Source organism: Pseudomonas sp. rhizo66 (genome assembly GCF_031931925.1).
Taxonomy (GTDB): domain Bacteria; phylum Pseudomonadota; class Gammaproteobacteria; order Pseudomonadales; family Pseudomonadaceae; genus Aquipseudomonas.
Window position 1 is genome coordinate 42943 of record NZ_JAUJWZ010000005.1, and the last position, 21616, is coordinate 64558.

18 protein-coding genes are annotated in these 21616 nt (G+C 60.8%); 6 read left to right on the forward strand and 12 right to left on the reverse strand.

The window, feature by feature from the left end:
* The 6 genes from QZR14_RS07550 to QZR14_RS07575 all read right to left on the reverse strand — a co-directional run bounded on the left by QZR14_RS07550 (position 1) and on the right by QZR14_RS07575 (position 4100).
* Complete coding sequence (locus QZR14_RS07550; RefSeq protein WP_311996240.1) at positions 1-696, reverse strand: DUF1190 domain-containing protein; 696 nt, start codon at positions 694-696, stop codon at positions 1-3.
* A gap of 17 nt (positions 697-713) precedes the next feature.
* The gene (locus tag QZR14_RS07555; RefSeq protein ID WP_007917221.1) at positions 714-1139 is read right to left on the reverse strand and encodes a DUF350 domain-containing protein; all 426 of its coding nucleotides are present in this window, start codon (positions 1137-1139) and stop codon (positions 714-716) included.
* 15 nt (positions 1140-1154) lie between these two features.
* Positions 1155-1805 (reverse strand): DUF2491 family protein, encoded by a 651-nt coding sequence (locus tag QZR14_RS07560; protein ID WP_250608191.1) that lies wholly within the window; start codon positions 1803-1805, stop codon positions 1155-1157.
* A 211-nt stretch (positions 1806-2016) separates the two neighbouring features.
* A complete protein-coding gene (locus tag QZR14_RS07565) occupies positions 2017-2715 on the reverse strand; it encodes a PspA/IM30 family protein (RefSeq protein WP_016983574.1) in 699 nt (232 codons plus the stop codon).
* Positions 2716-2732: 17 nt separating this feature from the next.
* Positions 2733-3401, reverse strand: a complete 669-nt coding sequence (locus tag QZR14_RS07570; protein WP_250608189.1) for a YjfI family protein — start codon at positions 3399-3401, stop codon at positions 2733-2735.
* Positions 3402-3545: 144 nt separating this feature from the next.
* A complete protein-coding gene (locus QZR14_RS07575; protein WP_250608187.1) occupies positions 3546-4100 on the reverse strand; it encodes a cysteine hydrolase family protein in 555 nt (184 codons plus the stop codon).
* Between the two features lie 101 nt (positions 4101-4201).
* Between QZR14_RS07575 and QZR14_RS07580 the strand changes: the two genes are divergently transcribed.
* The 3 genes from QZR14_RS07580 (at position 4202) to QZR14_RS07590 (ending at position 7338) form a co-directional block, all read left to right on the forward strand.
* Positions 4202-5203 carry a GlxA family transcriptional regulator gene (locus QZR14_RS07580; RefSeq protein ID WP_311996241.1) on the forward strand — a complete coding sequence of 334 codons (1002 nt, stop codon included), beginning with the start codon at positions 4202-4204 and terminating at the stop codon, positions 5201-5203.
* A gap of 280 nt (positions 5204-5483) precedes the next feature.
* Positions 5484-6593 (forward strand): DUF3182 family protein, encoded by a 1110-nt coding sequence (locus QZR14_RS07585; protein WP_311996242.1) that lies wholly within the window; start codon positions 5484-5486, stop codon positions 6591-6593.
* Positions 6583-7338, forward strand: coding sequence for an alpha/beta hydrolase family protein (locus tag QZR14_RS07590; RefSeq protein ID WP_123448302.1), 756 nt, complete (start codon positions 6583-6585; stop codon positions 7336-7338). The genes QZR14_RS07585 and QZR14_RS07590 overlap by 11 nt, the downstream gene beginning before the upstream one ends.
* A gap of 93 nt (positions 7339-7431) precedes the next feature.
* On the opposite strand, the gene QZR14_RS07595 is transcribed toward QZR14_RS07590, so the two are convergent.
* The 4 genes from QZR14_RS07595 to QZR14_RS07610 are packed head-to-tail and all read right to left on the reverse strand — an operon-like array spanning position 7432 to position 11409.
* Positions 7432-8421, reverse strand: a complete 990-nt coding sequence (locus QZR14_RS07595) for a lysylphosphatidylglycerol synthase domain-containing protein (protein WP_311996243.1) — start codon at positions 8419-8421, stop codon at positions 7432-7434.
* Positions 8418-9692 (reverse strand): cardiolipin synthase ClsB, encoded by a 1275-nt coding sequence (gene clsB, locus QZR14_RS07600; RefSeq protein WP_311996244.1) that lies wholly within the window; start codon positions 9690-9692, stop codon positions 8418-8420. Before clsB ends, QZR14_RS07595 begins: the two co-directional genes overlap by 4 nt.
* Positions 9689-10486, reverse strand: coding sequence for an endonuclease/exonuclease/phosphatase family protein (locus tag QZR14_RS07605; protein ID WP_250608175.1), 798 nt, complete (start codon positions 10484-10486; stop codon positions 9689-9691). The genes clsB and QZR14_RS07605 overlap by 4 nt, the downstream gene beginning before the upstream one ends.
* On the reverse strand, positions 10483-11409 hold the full coding sequence (locus QZR14_RS07610; RefSeq protein ID WP_250608173.1) for a DUF72 domain-containing protein: 927 nt from the start codon (positions 11407-11409) through the stop codon (positions 10483-10485). The genes QZR14_RS07605 and QZR14_RS07610 overlap by 4 nt, the downstream gene beginning before the upstream one ends.
* Before the next feature lie 346 nt (positions 11410-11755).
* Between QZR14_RS07610 and QZR14_RS07615 the strand changes: the two genes are divergently transcribed.
* Positions 11756-13852 carry a mechanosensitive ion channel family protein gene (locus QZR14_RS07615; protein WP_311996245.1) on the forward strand — a complete coding sequence of 699 codons (2097 nt, stop codon included), beginning with the start codon at positions 11756-11758 and terminating at the stop codon, positions 13850-13852.
* A 142-nt stretch (positions 13853-13994) separates the two neighbouring features.
* Here QZR14_RS07615 and QZR14_RS07620 read toward each other — a convergent pair whose 3' ends face one another.
* Positions 13995-18281, reverse strand: a complete 4287-nt coding sequence (locus tag QZR14_RS07620) for a DEAD/DEAH box helicase (RefSeq protein ID WP_311996246.1) — start codon at positions 18279-18281, stop codon at positions 13995-13997.
* Positions 18282-18603: 322 nt separating this feature from the next.
* On the opposite strand from QZR14_RS07620, the gene QZR14_RS07625 reads away from it, so the two are divergent.
* Together QZR14_RS07625 and QZR14_RS07630 are read left to right on the forward strand one after the other, a co-directional pair.
* The gene (locus QZR14_RS07625) at positions 18604-19488 is read left to right on the forward strand and encodes a sugar nucleotide-binding protein (protein WP_250608088.1); all 885 of its coding nucleotides are present in this window, start codon (positions 18604-18606) and stop codon (positions 19486-19488) included.
* Positions 19481-20413, forward strand: coding sequence for an NAD-dependent epimerase/dehydratase family protein (locus QZR14_RS07630; protein ID WP_250608090.1), 933 nt, complete (start codon positions 19481-19483; stop codon positions 20411-20413). The genes QZR14_RS07625 and QZR14_RS07630 overlap by 8 nt, the downstream gene beginning before the upstream one ends.
* 468 nt (positions 20414-20881) lie before the next feature.
* Here the strand turns inward: QZR14_RS07630 and QZR14_RS07635 are convergent, their stop codons facing one another.
* Positions 20882-21580, reverse strand: a complete 699-nt coding sequence (locus QZR14_RS07635; RefSeq protein ID WP_250608091.1) for an OmpW/AlkL family protein — start codon at positions 21578-21580, stop codon at positions 20882-20884.
* Positions 21581-21616: the final 36 nt, after the last annotated feature.

Sequence of the window (21616 nt, forward strand, 5' to 3'; positions counted from 1 at the left end):
TCAGCTGCTCGAACGACCGGAACTGCTGCCCCAACCACCCCAGCCACTACGGGCACTGGACTGGCTGCCGAAGCCGCCGCGTGAGGTCGAAGAAGCCACGTTGACCGGTTTGCTTTTGCTGCTTTCGTAATCCGTTTGGCTGCGCGTCGTGGTTTCGGCTCTGCGGTACTGCGTCGAGGTGTTGTACGGCTGGCGCGTTTCGCGATCGCGGTAAACCGTGCGTTCGGCGTTGTTGCTCATCGCGTTGCCGATCAGCCAACCGGTCAGCCAGCCGTTGCCGCCACCGCTACCGCCGCTGGAGACGTGCGAAGTGCTTTGTACATTCTGCGCCGCTGGATTACCGGCGGGCATTTGTGCATCGGCGATGGCGTCGAGGTTCTGTGCCGGTTCACCGCTCGCAGGCACTTTGAAGCCGCCGAGTTTCGGCACGAAGCGGCCATCGGAGTTCTTCTGGCACCAGTCAGCGGCAAAGTCCGCGTCGCATTTGGCCTTGTTGTCGTACGCTGGCGCGATGCGCCGGTGCTCGGTCAGGGCGGCGACGTAAGCATTGGAGCAGACATCGGCAGCCACTTCGGCGTCGACACACTGTTCCACATTCTGGAAATTGCGCGGTTGATCCGCGGCTGTCGCCTGGCCGGAGATAGCCATGGCCACCGAAGCGGCAAGGGACAACTGAACGTATTTGCTGCGTTTCATCGAAGGCTTCCTGCCGATCAGTTGGACGGTGTCATGCACGCGGCGTTGAGCATGCCGACGCTGATCGCGACCGCCGCGACATAAATGCCGGAAGCCACTTCACCGTTGGCGATGCGCTGGGACGTACCTTTGAGCACCAGGCCCGTGGCGAGGAATGCCAGCAGTTGCACGACGGCGGCAATCACCGCCCAGAGCACGAAGTCGAGGACGTTGACCGAAAACGCAATCACGTTACTGGCCGGAATCGCGAAGCCGATGATCGCGCCCGACAGGGCGATGGCGGCGGCGACGTTGCCGGAGCGGATCAGCTCGAACTCCTTGTGCGGCGTGATGCGCGTGTAGACGAATTGAAACAGCATGAACAGCAGCACGGCGCCGATCAGGTAGACGACGAAACCGACCAGGGCGGTTTTGTTCAGGGAAACGGCTAGCACTTCCAGCATGAAAAACTTCCTTTTTTAAATGGTGCTCAGATCTGTCGTGTACAGCGAAATGCCCAGCGAGGTGCTCAGGCTGACGGTGCCTTCTTCGTCCTGTTCGACGGAGAACAGCAGCAATTCGCGGCGATCGGTCAGGCCGGTCTCGCGCGCATAAAGCATGGAGTGGTGTTCGATGGTGTAGCTTTCGTCCGGATTGACCACTTGTTCGGTCATCGGCACCAGTTCGGTCTGGCCTTGTTCAGTGCCCCACTCGCGGGTGTATTCGACGCCGTCGTGGCTGTAGGCGGGCAGGCCGATCTGACTGTTGGGGCCAGCCAGACGCTGCAGTTCGGCGTCACTGTTGACCGTTACGTAGCTGAGGTAATTGAACAGCGTGACCGATTCGATCTGATCTTCACCGGTGACGTGGATCTGTAGCCAGAAATCCTCGTCGTTCATGTAATAGCGGTGCAGTTTGTTGGACTGGCCGAGGTCGACCCAGCCGTGGCTCCAGATCGCCTGATCGAAGGGCACGCGCACCGTGGTCGAACCGTCGAGCAACAGCGCCAGGGTCGTATCGAACCTGACAGCCTTGCCTTGGGCCAGACCGAGTGGGCCACTGGCAACGGTCGGTGTTGGCGCAGCGGTCTGCCAGTTGCTGGTGCCCAGCAAGTCTTTAAACCATCCCATGGGTACGTTCCTTGAAGCGGGTGGAAGTGTTCGTCGGCGAAAAAGCGTCGCTAGTGTACCGGGCGAACCGGTGAACGAGCAGAAGGATTTTTACGCCGCAAACCGTGTGGGAGCGAGCCTGCTCGCGAAGAGGGCATACCAGTCAATATTGATGTCGACTGATACGACGCTTTCGCGAGCAGGCTCGCTCCCACAGATTTTTTGCCCTGCGTTACTGCGAGGACTTTTGCTTCAGGCGCTCAAGAATCGCATTGGCGCTGCCTTCGTTCGGCGTGATGCCGGCGTCGCGCAGTTTGCGTTCCAGATCGTTGCCGGTCGAGGCGTCAGCCAGCTCGTCCGCAGCGCTGAGTTCAGCCGCGCGCTGTTGCTGCTTGGCTTGCAGACGGTTCAGCGTACCAACGGCGGTTTCCAGTTTGCCATTGGCGCCGCCGCTGGCGATGGAGGCGCTTACCTGGGCTTTCTGCACGCTTTCACGGGCCTTGGCCATGTCCACTTGCTGGCGCAGGCTCTTGATGCGCGACTCCGCCTTGCTGATGTCTTTGCGCATGTTTTCGGCGTAAGTGCCGAACTCATCGCTCTGCTTTTTCTCAACATCCAGCTCGTTGGTCAGGGTCGAAATCGCTTCGGCCACTTCCAGTGCCAGGTCTTCACGGCCGGCATTCAGTGCCGAGACGGCTTTGGCTTCCAGATCCTTGATCTTGGCGTCGTACTCGCTTACGCGGTCGGCGGCCAGTTTGTGTTTGGCCATGATGGTGACCAGCTCGCGGCGAGCATTCGACAGCGCGCTGTCGGCATCGCGGATTTCCTGATCAAGAATGCGCAGGGCCTGTTGGTCAGCGATCGCTTCGCCGACTTCATTGGCGCCGCCGCGCAGTGCGGTGAACAACTTGCTCCAGATGGACTGAGTCATTGGATATTCCCTGTTGATTACTTGAAGAAGTGTTCGAAGGCTTCGCTCGCGCGCTGCACGTTGTCGACCAGGGTTTTCACCTCGGTGACGACGTTGGTCAGGCTCGAGTCGGCGCTGAGGGCGCCAAACATGTTGTAAACGGTCTGCCCGTTCGGCATCGACTCGATCCCGATCGACGACAGCGGGAACATTTCCCGGCTGCGCAGCACGGCATCGTTGAAGGCGCGCACGTCAGTGATCGAGTCGATGTCCACCAGTACGGTGTCGACGATGATCTGCTGGCCGGCCAGGGCGATGTGAATCGGCAGACCGCCGAATTCGTTCATTTCCAGCTTGATGCTGGGTTCGGAGCTCTGGATCAGCGACAGCGTGATCTCTTGCGAAGCCACCTCGTCCAGGGCCTTGAGGGCGTTGAAGAGGCTATCGATGGTCCAGTTGTTGCCTGCGCTCATGTAATTCTCCGACATGAAAGAGCCAGCCAGAATCGGTTGGCGTAGCTGTTGCTCCATTTGCTTGAGCAAGCTTCGGTTTTCGGGAAGCACCCAAGTTTCGTGTTTCACATAACCGGCCGCCGCGAGGCCCGCGCGCATCTGCTTCATATAGAAGCTCGACGGTTTTTTCGTGGACGCTTTCGCACGCTCTCCCTTGGGGCTCTCTGACTTCGCGGTGGGGGAACGGCTTTTCATGGCAATGGCTCGGTTATGAACATCTCACGCGTGAGCCACACTACAACCAATTCAAAGTGCCATCAATGGCTCACGCGTGAGATTTTCATGACAGACGAAAAAAGGCCCGCAGCGAGGCGGGCCTGGTGTTCTGCAGAATGTGACTCAGCGTTTGGCAGCGAGAAATTCGTCCGTGGACACCACGCTGGCGTAGGCGAAACCCAGCGCTGACATGAACGCAGCGTGGACATGGGCGGCCGGCACCGTCAGGCCATTGAACTCCAGGTCACGGCTGGCGCAGGCATCATGAATCACCGTGACGGTATAACCCAGATCCGCCGCCGCACGGGTAATGCCGTCAACACACATGTGGCTCATGCTGCCGACCACCACCAGTTCCTTGATGCCTTGTTCGTCAAGGATCGCTTGCAGTTCGGTTTCGCGGAACGAGTTGACGAAGTGCTTGAGCACCACTGGTTCATCGGCGCGGTTGAGCACTTTCGGATGCAGTTTGGCGCCGTCCGATCCCGGGGTGAAAAACGGCGCGTCCGCTGAGGTGAATTCGTGGCGAATGTGCACGACCGAATCGCCGGCCTGGCGGAACGCGGCAATCAGCCGGGCGGCGTTGTCGGCTGCGGCGTCGGCACCGGCCAGCGGCCACTTGCCTTGGGGGAAGTAGTCGTTCTGGATATCGACTACGATGAGCGCTTGCTTGGCCATGGGTGTGTCCTCGATGTATTGGCTGGAAGTGGCTGCAGTATTGGCGCTGAGCAGCGATTCGAGGATTGGCCGCACCGACAATAGACAGGGGAAAACTGACAATGGGCGCAGAAAGGGCCGCCATCGCTGAGCTGGGCGTGCTGATCTATCCCGGTGCGCAGATGGCAGCGGTGCATGGTCTGACCGATCTGTTTGCGGTGGCCAACCGGATTGCCGGCGAACATCAGGCGGCGCAGTTGCCGTTGCTGCGGGTGAGTCATTGGCAGGTCGAAGGTGATCAGCCACCGACGCGGATTTACAACAGTCTCGCGGGGGACGACGGCGCTTTACTGGCAGTGCTGATTCCGCCATCGATCGCAGGGTTCTCAACGGGGCAAGCGCCGGCCAGCCTGATGCAATGGTTACGCGACCAGCATGCCAGCGGTGCGACGCTGGGCGGGGTCTGTGTAGGCTCGCTGCTGTTGGCTGAAAGCGGTCTGCTCGACGGTCGCAGCGCGACCACTCACTGGACGTCGGCCAAGGCCTTTGCCGAGCGTTACCCAAAGATCAAGCTCAAGGCTGATACCCCGATTGTCGACGACGGCGATTTGATCACGACGGCCGGATTGATGGCTTGGTCGGAACTGGGATTACGCCTGGTCGACAGGTTGCTCGGGCCGAGCATTGCCACCGGCACCGCGCGATTTCTGGTGATAGAGCACAGTGACAGCGCCAGTGAGTGCGGGAGTAACTTCGCGCCGATTCTCGGTCATGGCGATGCGGCGATTCTCAAGGTTCAGCACTGGTTGCAAAGCACCGGCGCGACCGATGTTTCGCTGACGGCGATGGCGCAGCGGGCCGGGTTGGAGGAACGCACCTTTCTGCGCCGGTTCCGTGCGGCGACCGGGTTGAAACCGACCGAATACTGCCAGCATCTGCGGGTGGGCAAGGCACGGGAAATGCTCGAATTCAGCAATGGCACGATTGATCACATTGCGTGGACGGTGGGCTATCAGGATCCGGGCGCGTTTCGCGCGATCTTCAAGAAGATCACCGGGCTGGCGCCGAGTGATTATCGGACGCGGTTTGGTGTGAGCCCGTTTTCGAAAATTTCGAATGCCTAATGTGGGAGCGAGCCTGCTCGCGAAAGCGGTGGGTCAGCATGTTTGATGTCGGTCGACACGACGCCTTCGCGAGCAGGCTCGCTCCCACATTGAACTCCATAGGACGATAGATCGTGCAATTTACCGGAGTTTTGCGCGCGTTCGTGCAGATTGAAACAGGCGTGGTGCCAGCACGTTTCTGGCAAGCTTCTGATTGGGCTAGGATTTTCGTAAAGCGACCGTTGGCCTGATCTCTGCACCGCTCATCGCTACAGTCATCAAACCGATTAAAGGGGACCGCATGACCCCGACACTCCGCAAAAAACTGATCGTCGCCCACTCAGTGCGCACTCACGCGCCACAGCATGAAGTGCAGACCAACAAGGCTCTGGCGCGCTGGCTGGCGCAGATTCTCGGATGCAAATTCGGCGGCAGTTACGATCCGGACAAACATCGTGGCCGTGATCTGTATCTGCTGCCGACGCAAACCATTGTCGGAGCCGCCCGCGCGCATGAACTCGGCATCAACGGCCCGGGTGATCTGTGGGGCGGTTTTGTCGAGCACGACTTCATCTGCACCAAAGCCATCAGCCACGGCCTGCGCAGTCATCTGGCTCATGCGCCGCAAGGCTGGTCGCCGTTGTTTTCCGAGCGCGTGCGCAATGTGGTGCTGGATGGTCTCAGCGTGTTTGCCCTGGAAGATGCGCGCCCCGCCGCCGAGCATCTGCTGTACAGCGGCCCGATACGCATGAAGCCAGTGCACGCCTGTGCCGGTCGCGGTCAGGAAGTGATCAAAAGCCTCGACGCCTTCGATGAAATCCTTGCCCGCCCCGGCATCGATAAACAATTCAGCGAGGGCGTGGTGCTGGAGCAGGACTTGAGCAAGGTCTTCACCCACAGCGTCGGCCAGTCATTCATCGGCGGCAAGGTGCTGAGTTACTGCGGCGATCAATACTTGACCAAGGATGCTCACGGCGAAGACGTCTACGGTGGCTCGAACTTGCTGGTGGTGCAGGGTGGTTACGAGGAACTGCTGGCGCTGGAGTTGCCTGACGATGTGCGCCTGGCCATCGAGCAGGCACAGGTATTCGACAGTGCGGCGGATGAAGCCTATCCGAGTTTTTACGCTTCGCGGCGCAATTACGACATCGCCCAAGGCCTGGACAGTAATGGCAAATCCCGCAGCGGCGTGCTCGAACAATCCTGGCGCATGGGCGGCGCCAGCAGCGCCGAAGTGGCGGCGCTGCAAAGCTTCGTCAACGATCCGGGGATGCGCGCGATCCGCGTCTCATCGGTGGAAACCTATATCGATCAGCCGCTGCCGGCGGACGCCATCGAGGTCTACCGTGGCCCGGCTGAAAACAGTGAATTTCTTCTCAAATACGTAACGGTCAAATCTTATGACGGCTAGAAGCGAAAGCATTCAAATCGACATTGATGATGAGCAGATGAGCGGGACGTTTCTCAGTCCCAAATCGAAAGTGCCGGGGGTGTTGTTTGTCCACGGTTGGGGCGGTAGTCAGGAGCGCGATCTTGAGCGCGCCAAGGGCATCGCCGGTCTCGGTTGTGTGTGTCTGACCTTTGACTTGCGCGGGCATACCGGTGGCACCGGAATACCGCTGACCCGCGTGACTCGCGAAGACAATCTGCGAGACTTGCTCGCGGCCTATGATCGCCTCCTTGCGCATCCGGCGCTCGACACCTCGGCGATCGCGGTGGTCGGCACCAGTTACGGCGGTTACCTGGCTTCGATCCTGACCTCGCTGCGCCCGGTGCGCTGGCTGGCGTTGCGCGTGCCAGCGCTGTATCGCGACGATCAATGGCACACGCCCAAGCGTGATCTGGACAAGGCGGACCTGCGTGACTATCGCAATACGCTGATCCGCGCCGACACCAATCGGGCGCTGCATGCGTGTTCGCAATTCACCGGGGATGTGTTGCTGGTGGAATCGGAAACCGACGATTACGTGCCCCATGCGACGATCATGAGTTACCGCGCCGCGTGCCAGCAGACGCATTCATTGACGCACAGGATTATCGACGGCGCCGATCACGCGCTGAGCGAACCGGTTTCGCAGCAGGCTTACACCTCGATTCTGGTGGACTGGATCACCGAGATGGTCGTGGGTGAACGGTTGAGCATTATTCAATCCTGAAGATCAAAAGATCGCAGCCTTCGGCAGCTCCTACAGGGAGAATACATTCCAAGTGTAGGAGCTGCCGAAGGCTGCGATCTTTTGTTCTTGATTCTAATGTCTGGGTTTCTTCTCGATCCGCAACGCCTTGGCCTTGGCCTCAACCACCAGATACATCACCACCGTAATCAACAACGGCAACAGAAAATAAATCGCCCGATACGCCAGCAACCCCGCCACCAGACTGCCGCGCGAAGCCTCGTGTTGCAGCAGCGCGACAAACACCGCCTCCAGCACCCCAAGCCCCGCCGGAATATGCGTGATGACCCCGGCAATTGCGCTGATCAGCAACACCCCCAGCACCAACGGATAATCCAGTTTGCTCGGCAGCAAAGTGAAAATAACCGCGGCCATCAGCGACCAGTTCAGCGCGCCCAGCAGCAGTTGCAACACTGCCATACGCAAGGAGGGCAGATTGATTTCCACCCCGCGAATCGACCACTCGCGGCGCCTGGAAAACTGACACGCCGCAAGATAGCCGGCGCTGGCCAGCAGCAACAACACACCGATGCCTTGCAACGCAGCACTGCTGATTTTCCAGCCCGGCGGCATGCTCACCAGCCCGCTGCTGAATACCACGCCGGCAATGGTCATGTAGCCGAACCAGTTGGTCGCCAGGCTCAAACCAAGAATCTTGGCGATGTTGCCTTTGCTCACGCCCAGGCGCGAATACAGCCGATAGCGCATGGCAATCCCGCCGACCCAGGCGCTGAGATTGAGGTTGAACGCGTAGCTGATGATTCCCACCGGCAGGATCTGCTTCCAGGTCAGATCCTGCCGGATGTAGGTGCGGCCGATCAGGTCGAAACTGGCGTAGGTCAAAAAACTCAGCAAGGTCAGGCCGGCGGCAATCATCAGCGTGCGCACCTTGAAGTCGGCGAGGGTTTCCAACACTTCGGCCCATTCAATGCGCGTGGCGAACATCGTCAGCAAGACGATCAGCGCGAGGAAAAACAGCAGCGTCAGCGGACGTTTCCAGCGGCTCCATTTCGACGGGGACGCTGGCGCTGCATGGCTGCTCGAATGCACGTCGGAATGGCTCATGGCGTGTTCCCTCGAAATGGCTTGAGCCGTGGTTTGTGCGCCGGCAACCAACCGGCCATTGCCGGGAAATGCCGCAAAAAGTGAAACACCAGAAAGCCCACCGTCATGTGCCAGATCCGCCCACGTGGCGACTTGCTCGGGTCCATGGCTTTGCAGTGGTTCTGGCTGAGGTCTTCAAGGCGCTCGTACAGGTGCTGATTGAAAGCGCGGTCGCGAATCAGCACGTTGGCTTCCAGGTTCAGTGAGAGGCTCAGCGGGTCGAGATTGCTTGAGCCGACCGTGCTCCACTCTTCATCGACCAACGCGACTTTGCCGTGCAGCGGGCGCTGGCAGTATTCGTGGATCTGCACCCCGGCCTTGAGCAAATAATCGTAGGTCATGCGCGCCGCCAGTTTGGCTACCAGCATGTCCGGTTGCCCCTGCAGAATCAGGCGTACCTCGACCCCGCGACGTGCTGCATTACGGATTTCCCGCAGCAAGCGGTAACCGGGAAAAAAGTAGGCGTTGGCAATCACCACTCGGCGCTTGGCGCGGCGCAGCGCCTGTAAATAGATGTCTTCGATATCGGTGCTGTGTTGATCGTTGTCGCGGAACACCAGACGCACCTGACCGTCGTGATCGTCGAAGGCCATCTCTGCGCGACGCTGGCGCCGGCGTTGCCACCAGAAGCGTGCGCGTCCGGGGCGACCGCTTTGCAGCAGGGCAAAGTGGTGGATGTCGGCGACCACCGGGCCCTGGACTTCCACCGAGTAATCCTGCTTGGCTTCGGGGCCGAAATCGGCCAGGTGATCGCCGGAAAAGTTGATCCCGCCAATGAACGCGATCAGACCGTCGACCACCACGATCTTGCGGTGCAAACGGCGGAACCAGTTGGTGCGGATGCCCAGGTGTTTCGGGGCCGGATCGAAGATTTGCAGATGCACGCCGGCCTCGCTCAGTGCGGCGAGATAACCGGTGCTCAATTCGCCGCAACCAAAGCCGTCGAGGCTGACGGTGGTGCGCACGCCGCGCCGGGCGGCGTCGATCAGAATCTCCTGCAACTCGGCACCGACCTTGTCTTCGAAAACGATAAAGGTCTCAAGGAGGATTTCACTCTTCGCCGCGCGCATCGCTTCGAATACTCGGGGGAAATATTCCTCGCCGTTTTCCAGCAATTGCACATGGTTGTTGCCCTGCCAGTGGTACTCGACATCAACCTGGCCGGGCTCGCGTATCGGCGGGTTGATGGCGATCGGTTCCACGGCGGATTTCTCCAGCGGCGCGCTGCTCATAATTCGATCTCCACCGATAACGGGACATGGTCGGAAAGGTGCGACCAGGGACGGTTGGCCAGGACTTTCGGTTGGCTGGCCTTGAGGTTGCGTACATAGATACGGTCGAGCCGCAGCGTCGGCAGGCGCGCCGGAAAACTGCGCGCCGGTTTGCCCTGGTGCTCGGCGAACACTTCGCGCAGACCGCAAGGCTTGAGTTGTGCATCGGCGCGCTGGCGCCAGTCGTTGAAGTCGCCGGCGACGATCACCGGCGCGTCGTCAGGCAGCTCCGCCAAGCGTTGCATAAGCAAATCCAGTTGGGCGTTGCGATGACTTTCGCGCAGGCCCAGATGCACGCAGATTGCATGCACTTCGGTGCCGTCACCGGGCAGGCGCAGCACGCAATGCAACAGGCCGCGGTTCTCGTGGCCGCTGATCGACACGTCGAGGTTGTCGTGGCGGATGATCTGGAATTTCGACAGCAGTGCGTTGCCGTGATCGCCCTCCGGATACACCGCGTTGCGCCCATAGGCGAACTGCGGCCAGAGGCTGTCGGCGAGAAACTCGTACTGCGGCATTGTCGGCCAGTTGCTGTAGCGCTTGGGATGATGCTCGTGGGTGCCGTGGACTTCCTGCAGGAACACCACGTCGGCGGCGACGCTGCGCACCGCTTCGCGCAGTTCCGGCAGGATGAAGCGCCGATTCAGGGCGGTAAAACCCTTGTGGGTATTGACCGTCAGTACGGTGAACGTACGCACCGACGGCGCGACCACCGAGCCTTCATCGGTGAAACCGACCGGTTCCGGAATGCTCATGGCAGCACTCCTTCGCCAGCGGGTTCACCGGGAGCGGTGGCGAGGTTTTTATCCAGCTCGAAACGCTGCAGCAACTCGCGGGCGTCATAGGGCGCGCGGACTTTGATGTCGTTGTCGAAATAGCAGAACACCTCACGGGATTTGCGTGCGCGCGGTTTCAGGCGTGGGGCGATCAAGTGCGCGTCTTTCGGTTGCTGGCCGTGGTGCCAGGCGTCGATCCGTTCGGCCCAGCGCTTGAGGGCTGGCGCGGTGTAGCCGCTGGCGTAAAGTTCTTCGGCACCGTGCAGGCGCAGGTAGACAAAGTCGCTGGTGAGGTCTTCGCGGTAGGGCCATTTGTTCGCGGTGTCGGCGATGACCAGTGCAGTGTTGTAGCGTTTCAACAAGCGCACGAACTCCGGATCGATGAAGCTTTCGTTGCGAATCTCCACAGCATGGCGCAGCGGCTTTTTGCGCCAGGCTTTCATGCTCGCGTGGCCGTGCAGATGGGCATCATGTTGCCGGGCGAGGGTGGCGGCGGCTTCGGTGTCGTGGGGCAGAAGCGCGAGGAAATGTTCGAAACGCTCAGGCTCGAATTTGAAGTTCGGCGGGAATTGCCAAAGGATCGGCCCGAGTTTTTCCTTGAGTTCCAGCACCCCGGAGGCAAAGAAGTTCGCCAGAGGTTTTTCGATCTCGCGCAAGCGGCGGATGTGAGTGATGAAGCGCGGCGCCTTGACGCTGAAAACAAAGTCGTCGGGCGTCTCGGCGTACCACTGCGCATAGCGTTCGGGCCGTTGCAGGGCGTAGAACGATCCATTGATTTCGATGCTGTTGACCGCCCGCGAAGCGAACTGCAATTCGCGTTTCTGCGCCAGTCCCTTGGGGTAGAAGTCCCCGCGCCACGGTTCGTAGCGCCAGCCGGAAATACCGATGTGAATCGTTGCCATGCCGCCCTCCGTCGAAAAGTCCTCGTGTTGCCCGTATCTTTTGATGACTGCGGGCGGTTCGCGAAAGTTTCGATGGCGTTACGGACGGTCACGTCCAAGGCGAAGATCAAAAGCGCTCCCCCTCACCCCAACCCTCTCCCCCAGAGGGGGCGAGGGGGAAGGGAGCAGATCTTCAGTGTTTTCAAAGTTGGAGTTCGACTCCGGACACTCAGGTCGATGTACTTCTCGCAGACAACTCGGTCTGTTCCCTCTCCCTCTGGGAGAGGGCTAGGGTGAGGGGGCTCTTGAACTTGCCGCATAAAATTTGATCAGTTCCTTACAGGTTCAGCCACGGGAGATCGGAGTTTTGGGCAAGTTCAGGATCGCCATTCTGCTGGGAGCACTGTTGTTTCTCGGCGCTAGTGAAATCGACGCCGCTGCATTGCCGGGTGTCCCGGCCACCGCCGAAGAGGCGGACAAACCTGAACCGATTGTGCAGGGCGGTCTGCTCGGCGCGATCAGTTCGAGCATCGACGATGTGCAGGACAAACTCGATATCAACGAACACCTGGTCGACGCCTGGCGTCTGCGCGCCGATCGCGCCGCCGATGAAGTCGACAAACTGGTCAACCAACCGTCGAACCGCTCGGGCTGGAGCGTTGCCGGGGACTTTCTTACGCTGTCGGGCGTCTGGCTGGGCAGTTTCGCGTTGTTGACCGTGCTTGGCAGCCTGTTGACCAAGCGTCTGCGTCAAGGGCGCTGGTTGCGCACCCGCCAGCGCAGTCAGGACCTGCTCGGTTACCTGCTGCCCTACACCGTACCGGCGCTGATCTGCCTGCCGCTGACCCTGTACGTCAGCCATTTTCTGCAAGCTTCAGTCGGACGCGCGCTGGCGCTGTGTCTGGCTTACGCGACCAGCAGCGGCATTTTTTCCACCTCGATGTTGTTGTGTGTGGTGGTGATGTTCAACGTCGGCCATAAACGTCCGGCGGCGCGGATCATCCGCGATTATTGCCCACGACCGCTGTTCCTGATCGGTTTCCTCGCCGCCCTCAGCGATGCGCTGACCAGCCCGCAGATCGCCCGCCAACTGGGCGGCAATATCACCAGCAGCGTCGCGGTGTTTACTGGGCTGATCGCCTCGGTGATTTTTGGTCTGCTGGTGATTCGCCTGCGCCGCCCGGTGGCGCATCTGATCCGCAATCGTCCGTTGAGCCAGCGCCTGAAACAACCTTCTTTGCAGGAGTCGCTGCGGATTTTCTCGGGACTGTGGTATTGGCCGATTGTGTTGATGGTGCTGGTCTCGGCGGTCAATCTGATCGGCATCGGCGAGGACAATCAGAAGGCCCTGCGCTGCGCATTGTTCACCACGGTATTGCTGATCGGCACGGTGTTCCTCAGCACGATCCTGCAGCACCTGTTCAAGTCACGAAAAGCCGAAGCGATCCAGCGCAGCAGTGCCTACAAAGAACGTTTTCTCAGCCTGTTGCACGCATTGCTGCGGATCGTCATCGCTATCGCCTTCATCGATATTCTCGGGCGGATCTGGGGCGTTTCGCTGCTCGATTTTGCCCAGAGCAGCACGGTCGGACGAGCCATCAGCAACGCGCTGAGCAGCATAGGCCTGATCTTCCTGGTCACGTGGTTGCTGTGGGTGGTGCTCGACACCGCGATTCAGGAAGCGCTGAAGCCGCCGCTCAGCAAACGCGCGGCACGCCAGCCGAGTACGCGGGTGAAAACCATCCTGCCGCTGTTGCGCAACGCGATCAAAATCATCCTCGTGGTGATTTGCGCGATCACCACCATGGCCAATCTGGGGATCAACGTTGCGCCACTGCTGGCCGGTGCCGGGGTGGTCGGGCTGGCCATCGGTTTCGGCTCGCAACAACTGGTGCAGGACGTGATTACCGGGCTATTCATCATTATTGAAGACACGCTGTCGATTGGCGATTGGGTGGTGCTTGATTCCGGGCATGCCGGCACCGTCGAAGGGCTGACCATTCGCACCCTGCGTTTGCGCGACGGCAAAGGGTTTGTGCACTCGGTGCCGTTCGGCCAGATCAAAGCAGTGACCAACCAATCGCGGCAGTTTGCCTTTGCGTTTTTCTCGGTGCAGTTCACCTATGACACGGACGTGGACAAGGCAATCGAGCTGATCCGCGAGACCGGTGATTCGATTCGCGAAGACCCTTTCCTCAAGTACAACCTGCAAGGGCCGCTGGATGTGTTTGGTGTGGACAGGATGGATTTGAATGGCGTGGTGTTGACCGCACAGTTCCGCACGGTCTCGGGTGGGCAGTATGCGGTGAGCCGGGCGTTCAACCAGCGCTTGAAAAAGCTTGTGGATAACACTGAGTCCGTACATTTCGCGCAGACTTATCCACAACAGGTTTTGCTGCCGAAGCGGTCGCAGCAAGAGGGGGCTGTGGTGGCGACCGAGTTGCCTCAGGAATCGCGGACTTAACCGGTGGATTTTTTGGTGTTAGTGCTGACCTCATCGCTGGCAAGCCAGCTCCCACAGTGATTTGTGGTGTGCCTTCTATTCCAGCATCACCCAAAACCCTGTGGGAGCTGGCTTGCCAGCGATGAGGCCAGAACAGTCACCCTTAATGCCGGATCAGCTTGCTGCGCACCTGCTCCATATCAATCTGATCCAGCTCCAGCCAGAACTGCTGCTTACCGGCAATCTCCGCAGCCGCCGGCAAACCATCGCGATACACCAACCGATTACTCACCAAAGCCGGCACTTTCACCCCCGGCAACAACGTCCCGGCCAGGTTCAATGGATCGACCCCGCACACCACGACCAAACTGCCGTCATGCGGCCGCCGCCGTACTTCGCGCAACAGCGCAATCGCCTCGGGCAAGGCAAACTGTTCGCCCGCCAACCCACTGACAAAGCGCCCGCCACGAATCTCGCCCCGCGCTTCCAGCCGATGAAACGTGCGCAGCAATTCACGCCAGCTCGGCAACCAGTCTGCCTCGCGCTCCAGTAAGCGCCAGAACACCACGCCGTAGCGGCGCAACAAGGTCATCGCGACATGCTCCAGGGTTTCGCTGTTATCCACAGCCGCTCCGCGCCGCAGCAATGCCCAGCGCCCGGCGTCATCCATCCCGCCGACAAACGCCCCGCGCCCACGACGACTGCTGCGCTGTTGGCGCTTGCTCGGCGGCGTGATCAACGCGCGCAGGCCGGCGAAGCTGTCGGCGTTCACCAGGCCAGCGCCGACCAGTTCCTGCAAGGCGATTTCCAGCTCCGTACGCAGCAGGTGCGCTTCATGACTCAGCTCGTCAAAAAACAGCGCGCCGTGCTGACTCAAGGCTTCAAAGACCTTCCGGGTTTTTGGCGACAGTTCGCTCACCGGCGTCTGTTCGGCCAGCGCACTCCACAAACCGACCTGACTGCGCGGCAGCAACACGATCGGCGTGCTGCGCAACGCCGTGCCGCTGACCTTCTGCCGGGCACTGAGGCGCGTCCACACTAGTTTGCCGTTGCGGCACAAGTCATCCAGCCAACTCGGTGAGTAGTCTTTGAGGCGTGCCGGAAGAATGTCGCTGTCCCATGCCGAAGCGGCCGCCGCGTAGCCTTCGAACTGGCCGACAATCGCTGGCAACACGGCGCTGCCCTGGCCGCGCGTCGCGGGCGACAGATGCTGCCAGTCGAACAGAAATCGCATGAAATCCTGCAACGCGACCGGTTCGATTTCCCGGCGCAGGCGCTTGACCGTGTAGCGATGAATGCGCGCGAGCAGATGGCGTTCGCACCATTCCTCGACCTTCAGCTTCGGTGTGAATGGGCCACGCAGCACATAACCTTCGCGTTCCAGTTGTGCGAGGGCCTGATGGACTTGAGCAGTCGGCAGCGCCAGTGGTTCGGCGATATCTGATAACGGCAGAGGGCCGAAGGCGCCGAGGCGTGCGCGGAGCACTTCAACCAGCGCTTCATCGAATGTCCAGGCCTGATCGAACCCCGGCAGCGGCTCCAGCTCGGCCTGCAATTCGCCCTGTGGATAAAGTGCCTGCAGGCAGCTCAGTCGTTCGCGGGCGAGCCATAAACAATGCTCGGCATCAATTTGTAGACGGCAGGCGCGACCTCTGCTGGCCAGGGTTTCCAGCCATGCACGCCAACCTTCGTTGGCTTGTACTTCTGCCTCGCTGATGCACGCCATGCTCATCAGCGCCTCATGCATTTCATCCACAGCGTTCGGCGTCGGCCACGCCTCTTCACGCACGGCGGCAATCGCGTCCGCATCCAGCGCACCGAGATCATCGGTCGATTGCGGATCGCTCCAGCGCCGGTTGATCACCGCTTGGGTGCGACGTTCTTCCAGCGGTGCATCGTCGAGAAAGGTGTACGGCCGCGCACTGAGGATTTCCGCCGCGAGCGGTGAGGGCGCCGGCAGATCGCGGCTGATCAGACGCACCTCGCCACGCTCCATGCGTCGCAGCAGATTGAGCCAGCCTTCGCTGTCCATGGCCTCGTGCAGGCAATCGTCGAGGGTTTGCTCAATCAAGGGATGTTCGGGAATCTCGCGCTCGCCGGCGAGGTTTTCCAGGCAGGCAATCTGATCGGGAAATACGCTGGCAATCAGGTCTTCGCTTTTCATCCGCTGCAACTGCGGCGCAACTTTGCGCCCACCGGTAAAACGCGGCAGCGCCAACGCCACCCCGGCATTCCAGCGCCAGCGCACGCCGAACAGCGGCGCATCGAGCACCGCTTGAATGAGAATGTGCTCGGCGCTGTTGCTGTGCAGGTAACGCCAGACGTCATCGAGTTCAAAGCTGTGGCTGGTGGACAGCGATAGAACGATCGCGTCCTCGCTGGCGGCGGCCTGCAATTCGAAGTTGAAGGTGCGACAGAAACGCTTGCGCAGGGCCAGACCCCAGGCGCGGTTGATGCGGCTGCCGAACGGCGAGTGGATGATCAATTGCGTGCCGCCGGACTCGTCGAAAAAACGCTCCATCAGCAGCGTGTCCTGCGAGGGCAGGGCGCCGAGGGTTTGGCGGGCGCGGGCCAGGTATTCGACCAGTTGCTCGGCGCTGGCGAGGTTGAGACCGAGGGTCTGCGTCAGCCAGTCGAGCGCCGGCTGCAGATTGCCGGGGCTGGCGCTGAGCAGTTCATCGAGCTGTGCTTGCAGGCGCGCCACGGCGGACGACAATTCATCGCTGCGCCCCGGCGCTTCGCCGAGCCAGAACGGGATCGTCGGCGGCTGGCCGTGGGCATCCTCGACGCGCACCTTGCCGGTTTCCACGCGCAGGATTCGATAGGACGTGTTGCCGAGCTGGAACACGTCGCCGGCAATGCTTTCCACCGCGAAGTCTTCGTTGACGCTGCCGATGTTCAAGCCTTGCGGCTCGAGCATGACGCTGTAATCGGCGTTATCGGGAATGGTGCCGCCGCTGGTCACGGCGGTCAGCTGTGAACCCCGACGGCCACGCAAGGTGCGGCTGACGGCGTCGCGGTGCAGGTAGGCGCTGCGGATGCCCTGGCGACCGTTGTAGCCCTCGGCGAGCATGCTCAGCAGGGCCTGGTAGTGTTTTTCGTCGAGATCGCGGTAGGGCGAGGCGCGGCGGAACATCGCCAGCAAGGCGTCCTCCGGCCATTCCTGACAACTGACCTCGGCGATGATCTGCTGCGCCAAAACATCCAGCGGCGCGACCGGGATGTGCAGGGTGTCGAGTTCGTCTCGGCGCACGCAGTCGAGCAGGGCGGCGCATTCGATCAGATCATCGCGGGTGGTGGCGAACAAACGGCCCTTGGGCGTGCCGCCCACCTGGTGTCCGGAACGGCCGACGCGTTGCAGAAACCCGGCGATGGAACGCGGCGAGGCAATCTGACAGACCAGATCGACTTCGCCGATATCGATGCCCAGTTCCAGCGAGGCAGTGGCGATCAACACCTGTAGCTCGCCGCGCTTGAGCCGTTGTTCGGCGTCGAGGCGAAACTCCTTGGCCAGGCTGCCGTGGTGCGCGGCTACCGCATGCTTGCCGAGGCGTTCGCTGAGGTGTCGGCTCAGGCGTTCGGCCAGGCGCCGGGTGTTGACGAAAATCAGCGTGGTGCGGTGCTCGCGGGCAAGTTCGGCGAGGCGGTCGTAGACCAGCTCCCAGACATCGTTGGCCATGACTGCCGACAACGCCACGGGCGGCACCTCGATGCCCAGATCCCGAGGCCGTGCATGGCCGATGTCGATGATTTCGCAGGGGCGCTCATGGCCGACGAGAAATTGCGCCACGGCTTCGACCGGCTTCTGCGTGGCCGACAATCCGATGCGGGTCAGCGGTTCGCTGCATAACGCCTGTAGTCGCTCAAGGCTCAGGGCCAGATGACTGCCGCGTTTGCCGGCGGCCATCGCGTGGATTTCATCGATGATCAACGTGCGCGTGGTGCCGAGCATTTTCCGTCCCGATTCCGAACCGAGCAGCACGTAGAGCGATTCCGGGGTGGTCACCAGAATATGTGGCGCGGTCTTGCGCATGGCCGCACGGTCTTTTTGCGGGGTGTCGCCCGTGCGCACGGCGGTGGTGATTGCCAGCTCGGGCAGATTCATCTGCCGTAAGTGTTCGGTGATTCCGGCCAACGGGTTTTGCAGGTTGATGCGAATGTCGTTGGACAGCGCTTTCAGTGGCGAGACGTAGACCACCAGGGTTTCGTCGGGCAGGCCGTCGGAATGTTCCAGGCCCCGGTGGACGAGGTCGTCGAGCACGGCGAGAAAAGCGGTGAGGGTCTTGCCGGAGCCGGTCGGCGCGGCGATCAGCGTCGAGCGGCGCTGGCGGATCAACGGCCATGCACGGGCCTGGGCGGCGGTGACCGTCGGGAAAGTCGTGCTGAACCAGGCGCTGACGGCGGGGTGAAAGCCTGCCAGGGCCGCGTCCGTGGGGATGGGCAGATTCATGGCTAAAGTTATGCGGGCGGGAGTGGGAAGATGCAAGTACCGCTTGGATCTTCACTGGCTAGCAGGGCCTCATCGCTGGCAAGCCAGCTCCCACAAGGATTGATGTCGTTCACAGAATGATAATCGGCGCTCAACCCTGTGGGAGCTGGCTTGCCAGCGATGGGGCCTGTTGCCACGACACAAATCCCGGCGATCTACACTTTACGGATGACGGTTGCGCACTAAACCCGCAAAATGCAACGATTCCGGCAATTATCGACGACGGTTTCACAAGAGCCGTCGCTAAAGCCATCGTTCCAATCAGACTGGGCCTGCTGACTCTATGCGAATGCGCCTTATGTTACTGGGCGGCGGAAATGCCCTTGGGCAGGCGCTGATTCGCCTCGGTGCAGAGGAAGACATCGGTTTCCTCGCCCCCCGCCCGCCCGAAAACGGCTGGGATGCCGCGAGCCTGACCCAATTGCTCGACGACACCCGTCCCGATGCATTGATCAACCTCGCCTACTATTTCGACTGGTTCCAGGCCGAAACCGTCAGCGAAAGCCGCATGGCCGGGCAGGAGCGTGCGATCGAGCGTCTGGCTGAACTGTGCCAGCACCACAACATCGTCCTCGTTCAGCCTTCCAGTTATCGGGTGTTCGATGGCTCGCGTGCCACGGCGTATAGCGAAAAAGACGAACCGGTGCCGCTGGGCCTGCGCGGTCAGGCGTTGTGGCGAATTGAACAAAGTGTGCGCGCCACGTGCCCGCAACACGTTTTGCTACGCTTTGGCTGGTTGCTCGATGACAGCCCGGAGGGCACCCTCGGGCGCTTCCTGGCGCGTGCCGAACAGCCGGATGAATTGCTCCTGGCCGATGATCGCCGGGGTAATCCGACGCCGGTCGATGACGCCGCTCGGGTGATCATTTCCGTGCTCAAGCAACTCGATTGCGCCGCGCCGCTGTGGGGCACTTACCACTACGCCGGCCACGAAGCGACCACACCATTGGCGCTGGGTCAGGCGATTCTCACCGAAGCGCGCAGCCTGCATGCCCTGGCCATCGAAGCCCCGACCGCCCAGGCTCATGCCGCGCGACCGGACGCTGCCGAAGAGCCGCAACACGCGGTGCTGGCCTGCAAGAAAATTCTGCACACTTTCGGGATCAAACCGCGCGCCTGGCGTGCCGCACTCCCGGGCTTACTGGATAGGTTTTACCGTCATGGCTGAAGGGACTGTTTTAATCACCGGCGGAGCCGGCTTCATTGGCTCGCATCTGACCGACGCCTTGCTCGCCAAGGGGCATTCGGTGCGCATCCTCGACGATTTGTCGACCGGCAAGCGCAGCAACCTGCCGCTGGATAACCCGAAGGTTGAGCTGATCGTCGGCGATGTCGCCGATGCGGCGCTGGTGGCCAAAGCCATGCAAGGTTGCAGCGCCGTCGCTCACCTGGCGGCCGTGGCGTCGGTGCAAGCCTCGGTGGACAATCCGGTGAAGACTCACCAGAGCAATTTCATCGGCACGCTGAATGTCTGCGAAGCCATGCGTCTGGCCGGGGTCAAGCGTGTGCTGTATGCGTCCAGTGCGGCGGTCTACGGCAACAATGGCGAGGGCGAGTCGATTGATGAAGACACGCCCAAAGCCCCGTTGACGCCGTACGCCTCGGACAAACTGGCGGGCGAACACTATTTCGATTTCTATCGCCGTCAGCATGGCCTGGAACCGGTGATTTTCCGCTTCTTCAATATCTTCGGCCCGCGTCAGGACCCTTCCTCGCCGTACTCCGGGGTGATCAGCATCTTCAGCGAGCGCGCGCAGAAAGGCCTGCCGATTACGGTGTTCGGCGATGGCGAGCAAACGCGTGATTTTCTGTATGTCGAAGACCTGGTCGATTTGCTGGTGCAGGGGATCGAAAAGCCTGAAGTGGAAGTCGGCCCGGTGAACGTCGGCTGGAATCAGGCAATGAGCCTCAAACAAATGCTGGAAGCACTGCAAGCGGTGGTCGGTGAACTGCCGCCGATCAGCTATGGCCCGGCGCGCTCCGGCGACATCCGTCATTCGCGGGCGAACAACGCTCGTTTGCTGGAGCGCTTCAAGCTGCCGCAGCAGACGCCGATGAGCGTCGGTTTGGCACGGTTGTTGGGGCGTGCCTGAAAAGAGCCCCTCACCCTAACCCTCTCCCAGAGGGAGAGGGGATTGACCGAGGTGTTCTTTCGAGTTACACCGACCTGAAATATCGAGTCGAACTCAGGTTTTGAAAGGCACCCAAATCGGCTCCCTCTCCCGGGGGATAGGGGACTGACCGAGGTGTTTGGATGAGATACGCCGACCTGAAATATCGAGTCGAACTCAGATTTTGAAGAACACACAAATCGGCTCCCTTTCCCCCTCTCCCTGAGGGAGAGGGCTGGGGTGAGGGGGAAATCCAGCTCACGCCACAGGTTTCCAGCAGACATGAAAAAGGCGCCCTTTGACAGGCGCCTTTTTCACGGCCGGAATATGTCGCTACTCCTGTGGCGAGGGGATGTTATCCCCCGATCAACTGCGTACGGTCGCCGTCAGTTCTATGCCTGCTCACCACCAAGCCTCATTCACCACCACGTGAACGTTCGGTAACTCGACTTAGAACTTATAGCCCAAGCCAACCATGTAGATGAACGGATCGACATCCACGTTGACCCGAGCGCGGGTGCCCGGCGCAACGGCGTTGTTCTCGACGGTGGCGCGGGTATCGATGTCGATGTAACGCACTTGGGCGTTGACCATGATGTTGTCGGTCAGCATGTAGTCTGCGCCGACCTGCCAGGCCAGACCCCAAGAGTTTTTTGCCTTGAAGTTGCTGAAACCGTTGGCGCTGGCTTCGCTGCCGACGTGTTCGTCATAGATCCAGGTGTAGTTGATACCGCCACCGACATACGGCTGGAACGGCGACTTCGCATCCAGCGGGTAGTAGACGACGCTGAGGGTCGGCGGCAAGTGTTTCAGGGTGCCGAGCTTGCCATTGGCTGCTGGCAGGGCCGTGCCCTTGAGCTTGACGTCATGCTCGAACGGCGTGGCCGCGAGCAATTCGAGGCCGACGTGGTCGGTGAGCATGTAAGCGAAGTTCAGACCCAGTTGAGTGTCGCTGCTCATAGTCGCCTTGCCGCCCAGATTGGTGCCGCTCAACGGACCCTGATCGACCTTGACGCTGGAGCTGTCGGCCTTCGGATTGACGGTGATCGCACCGGCGCGGATGAGGATGTCACCGGCTTCGTGGGCGTGGGCGAGCGGGGCTGCGAGCGCGAGGGCAAACAGCGAGGCGCTGAGCAAGGACTTGTTCATGGGGGCTCCGAAAGGACGTTAGAAATGTCTGATGTC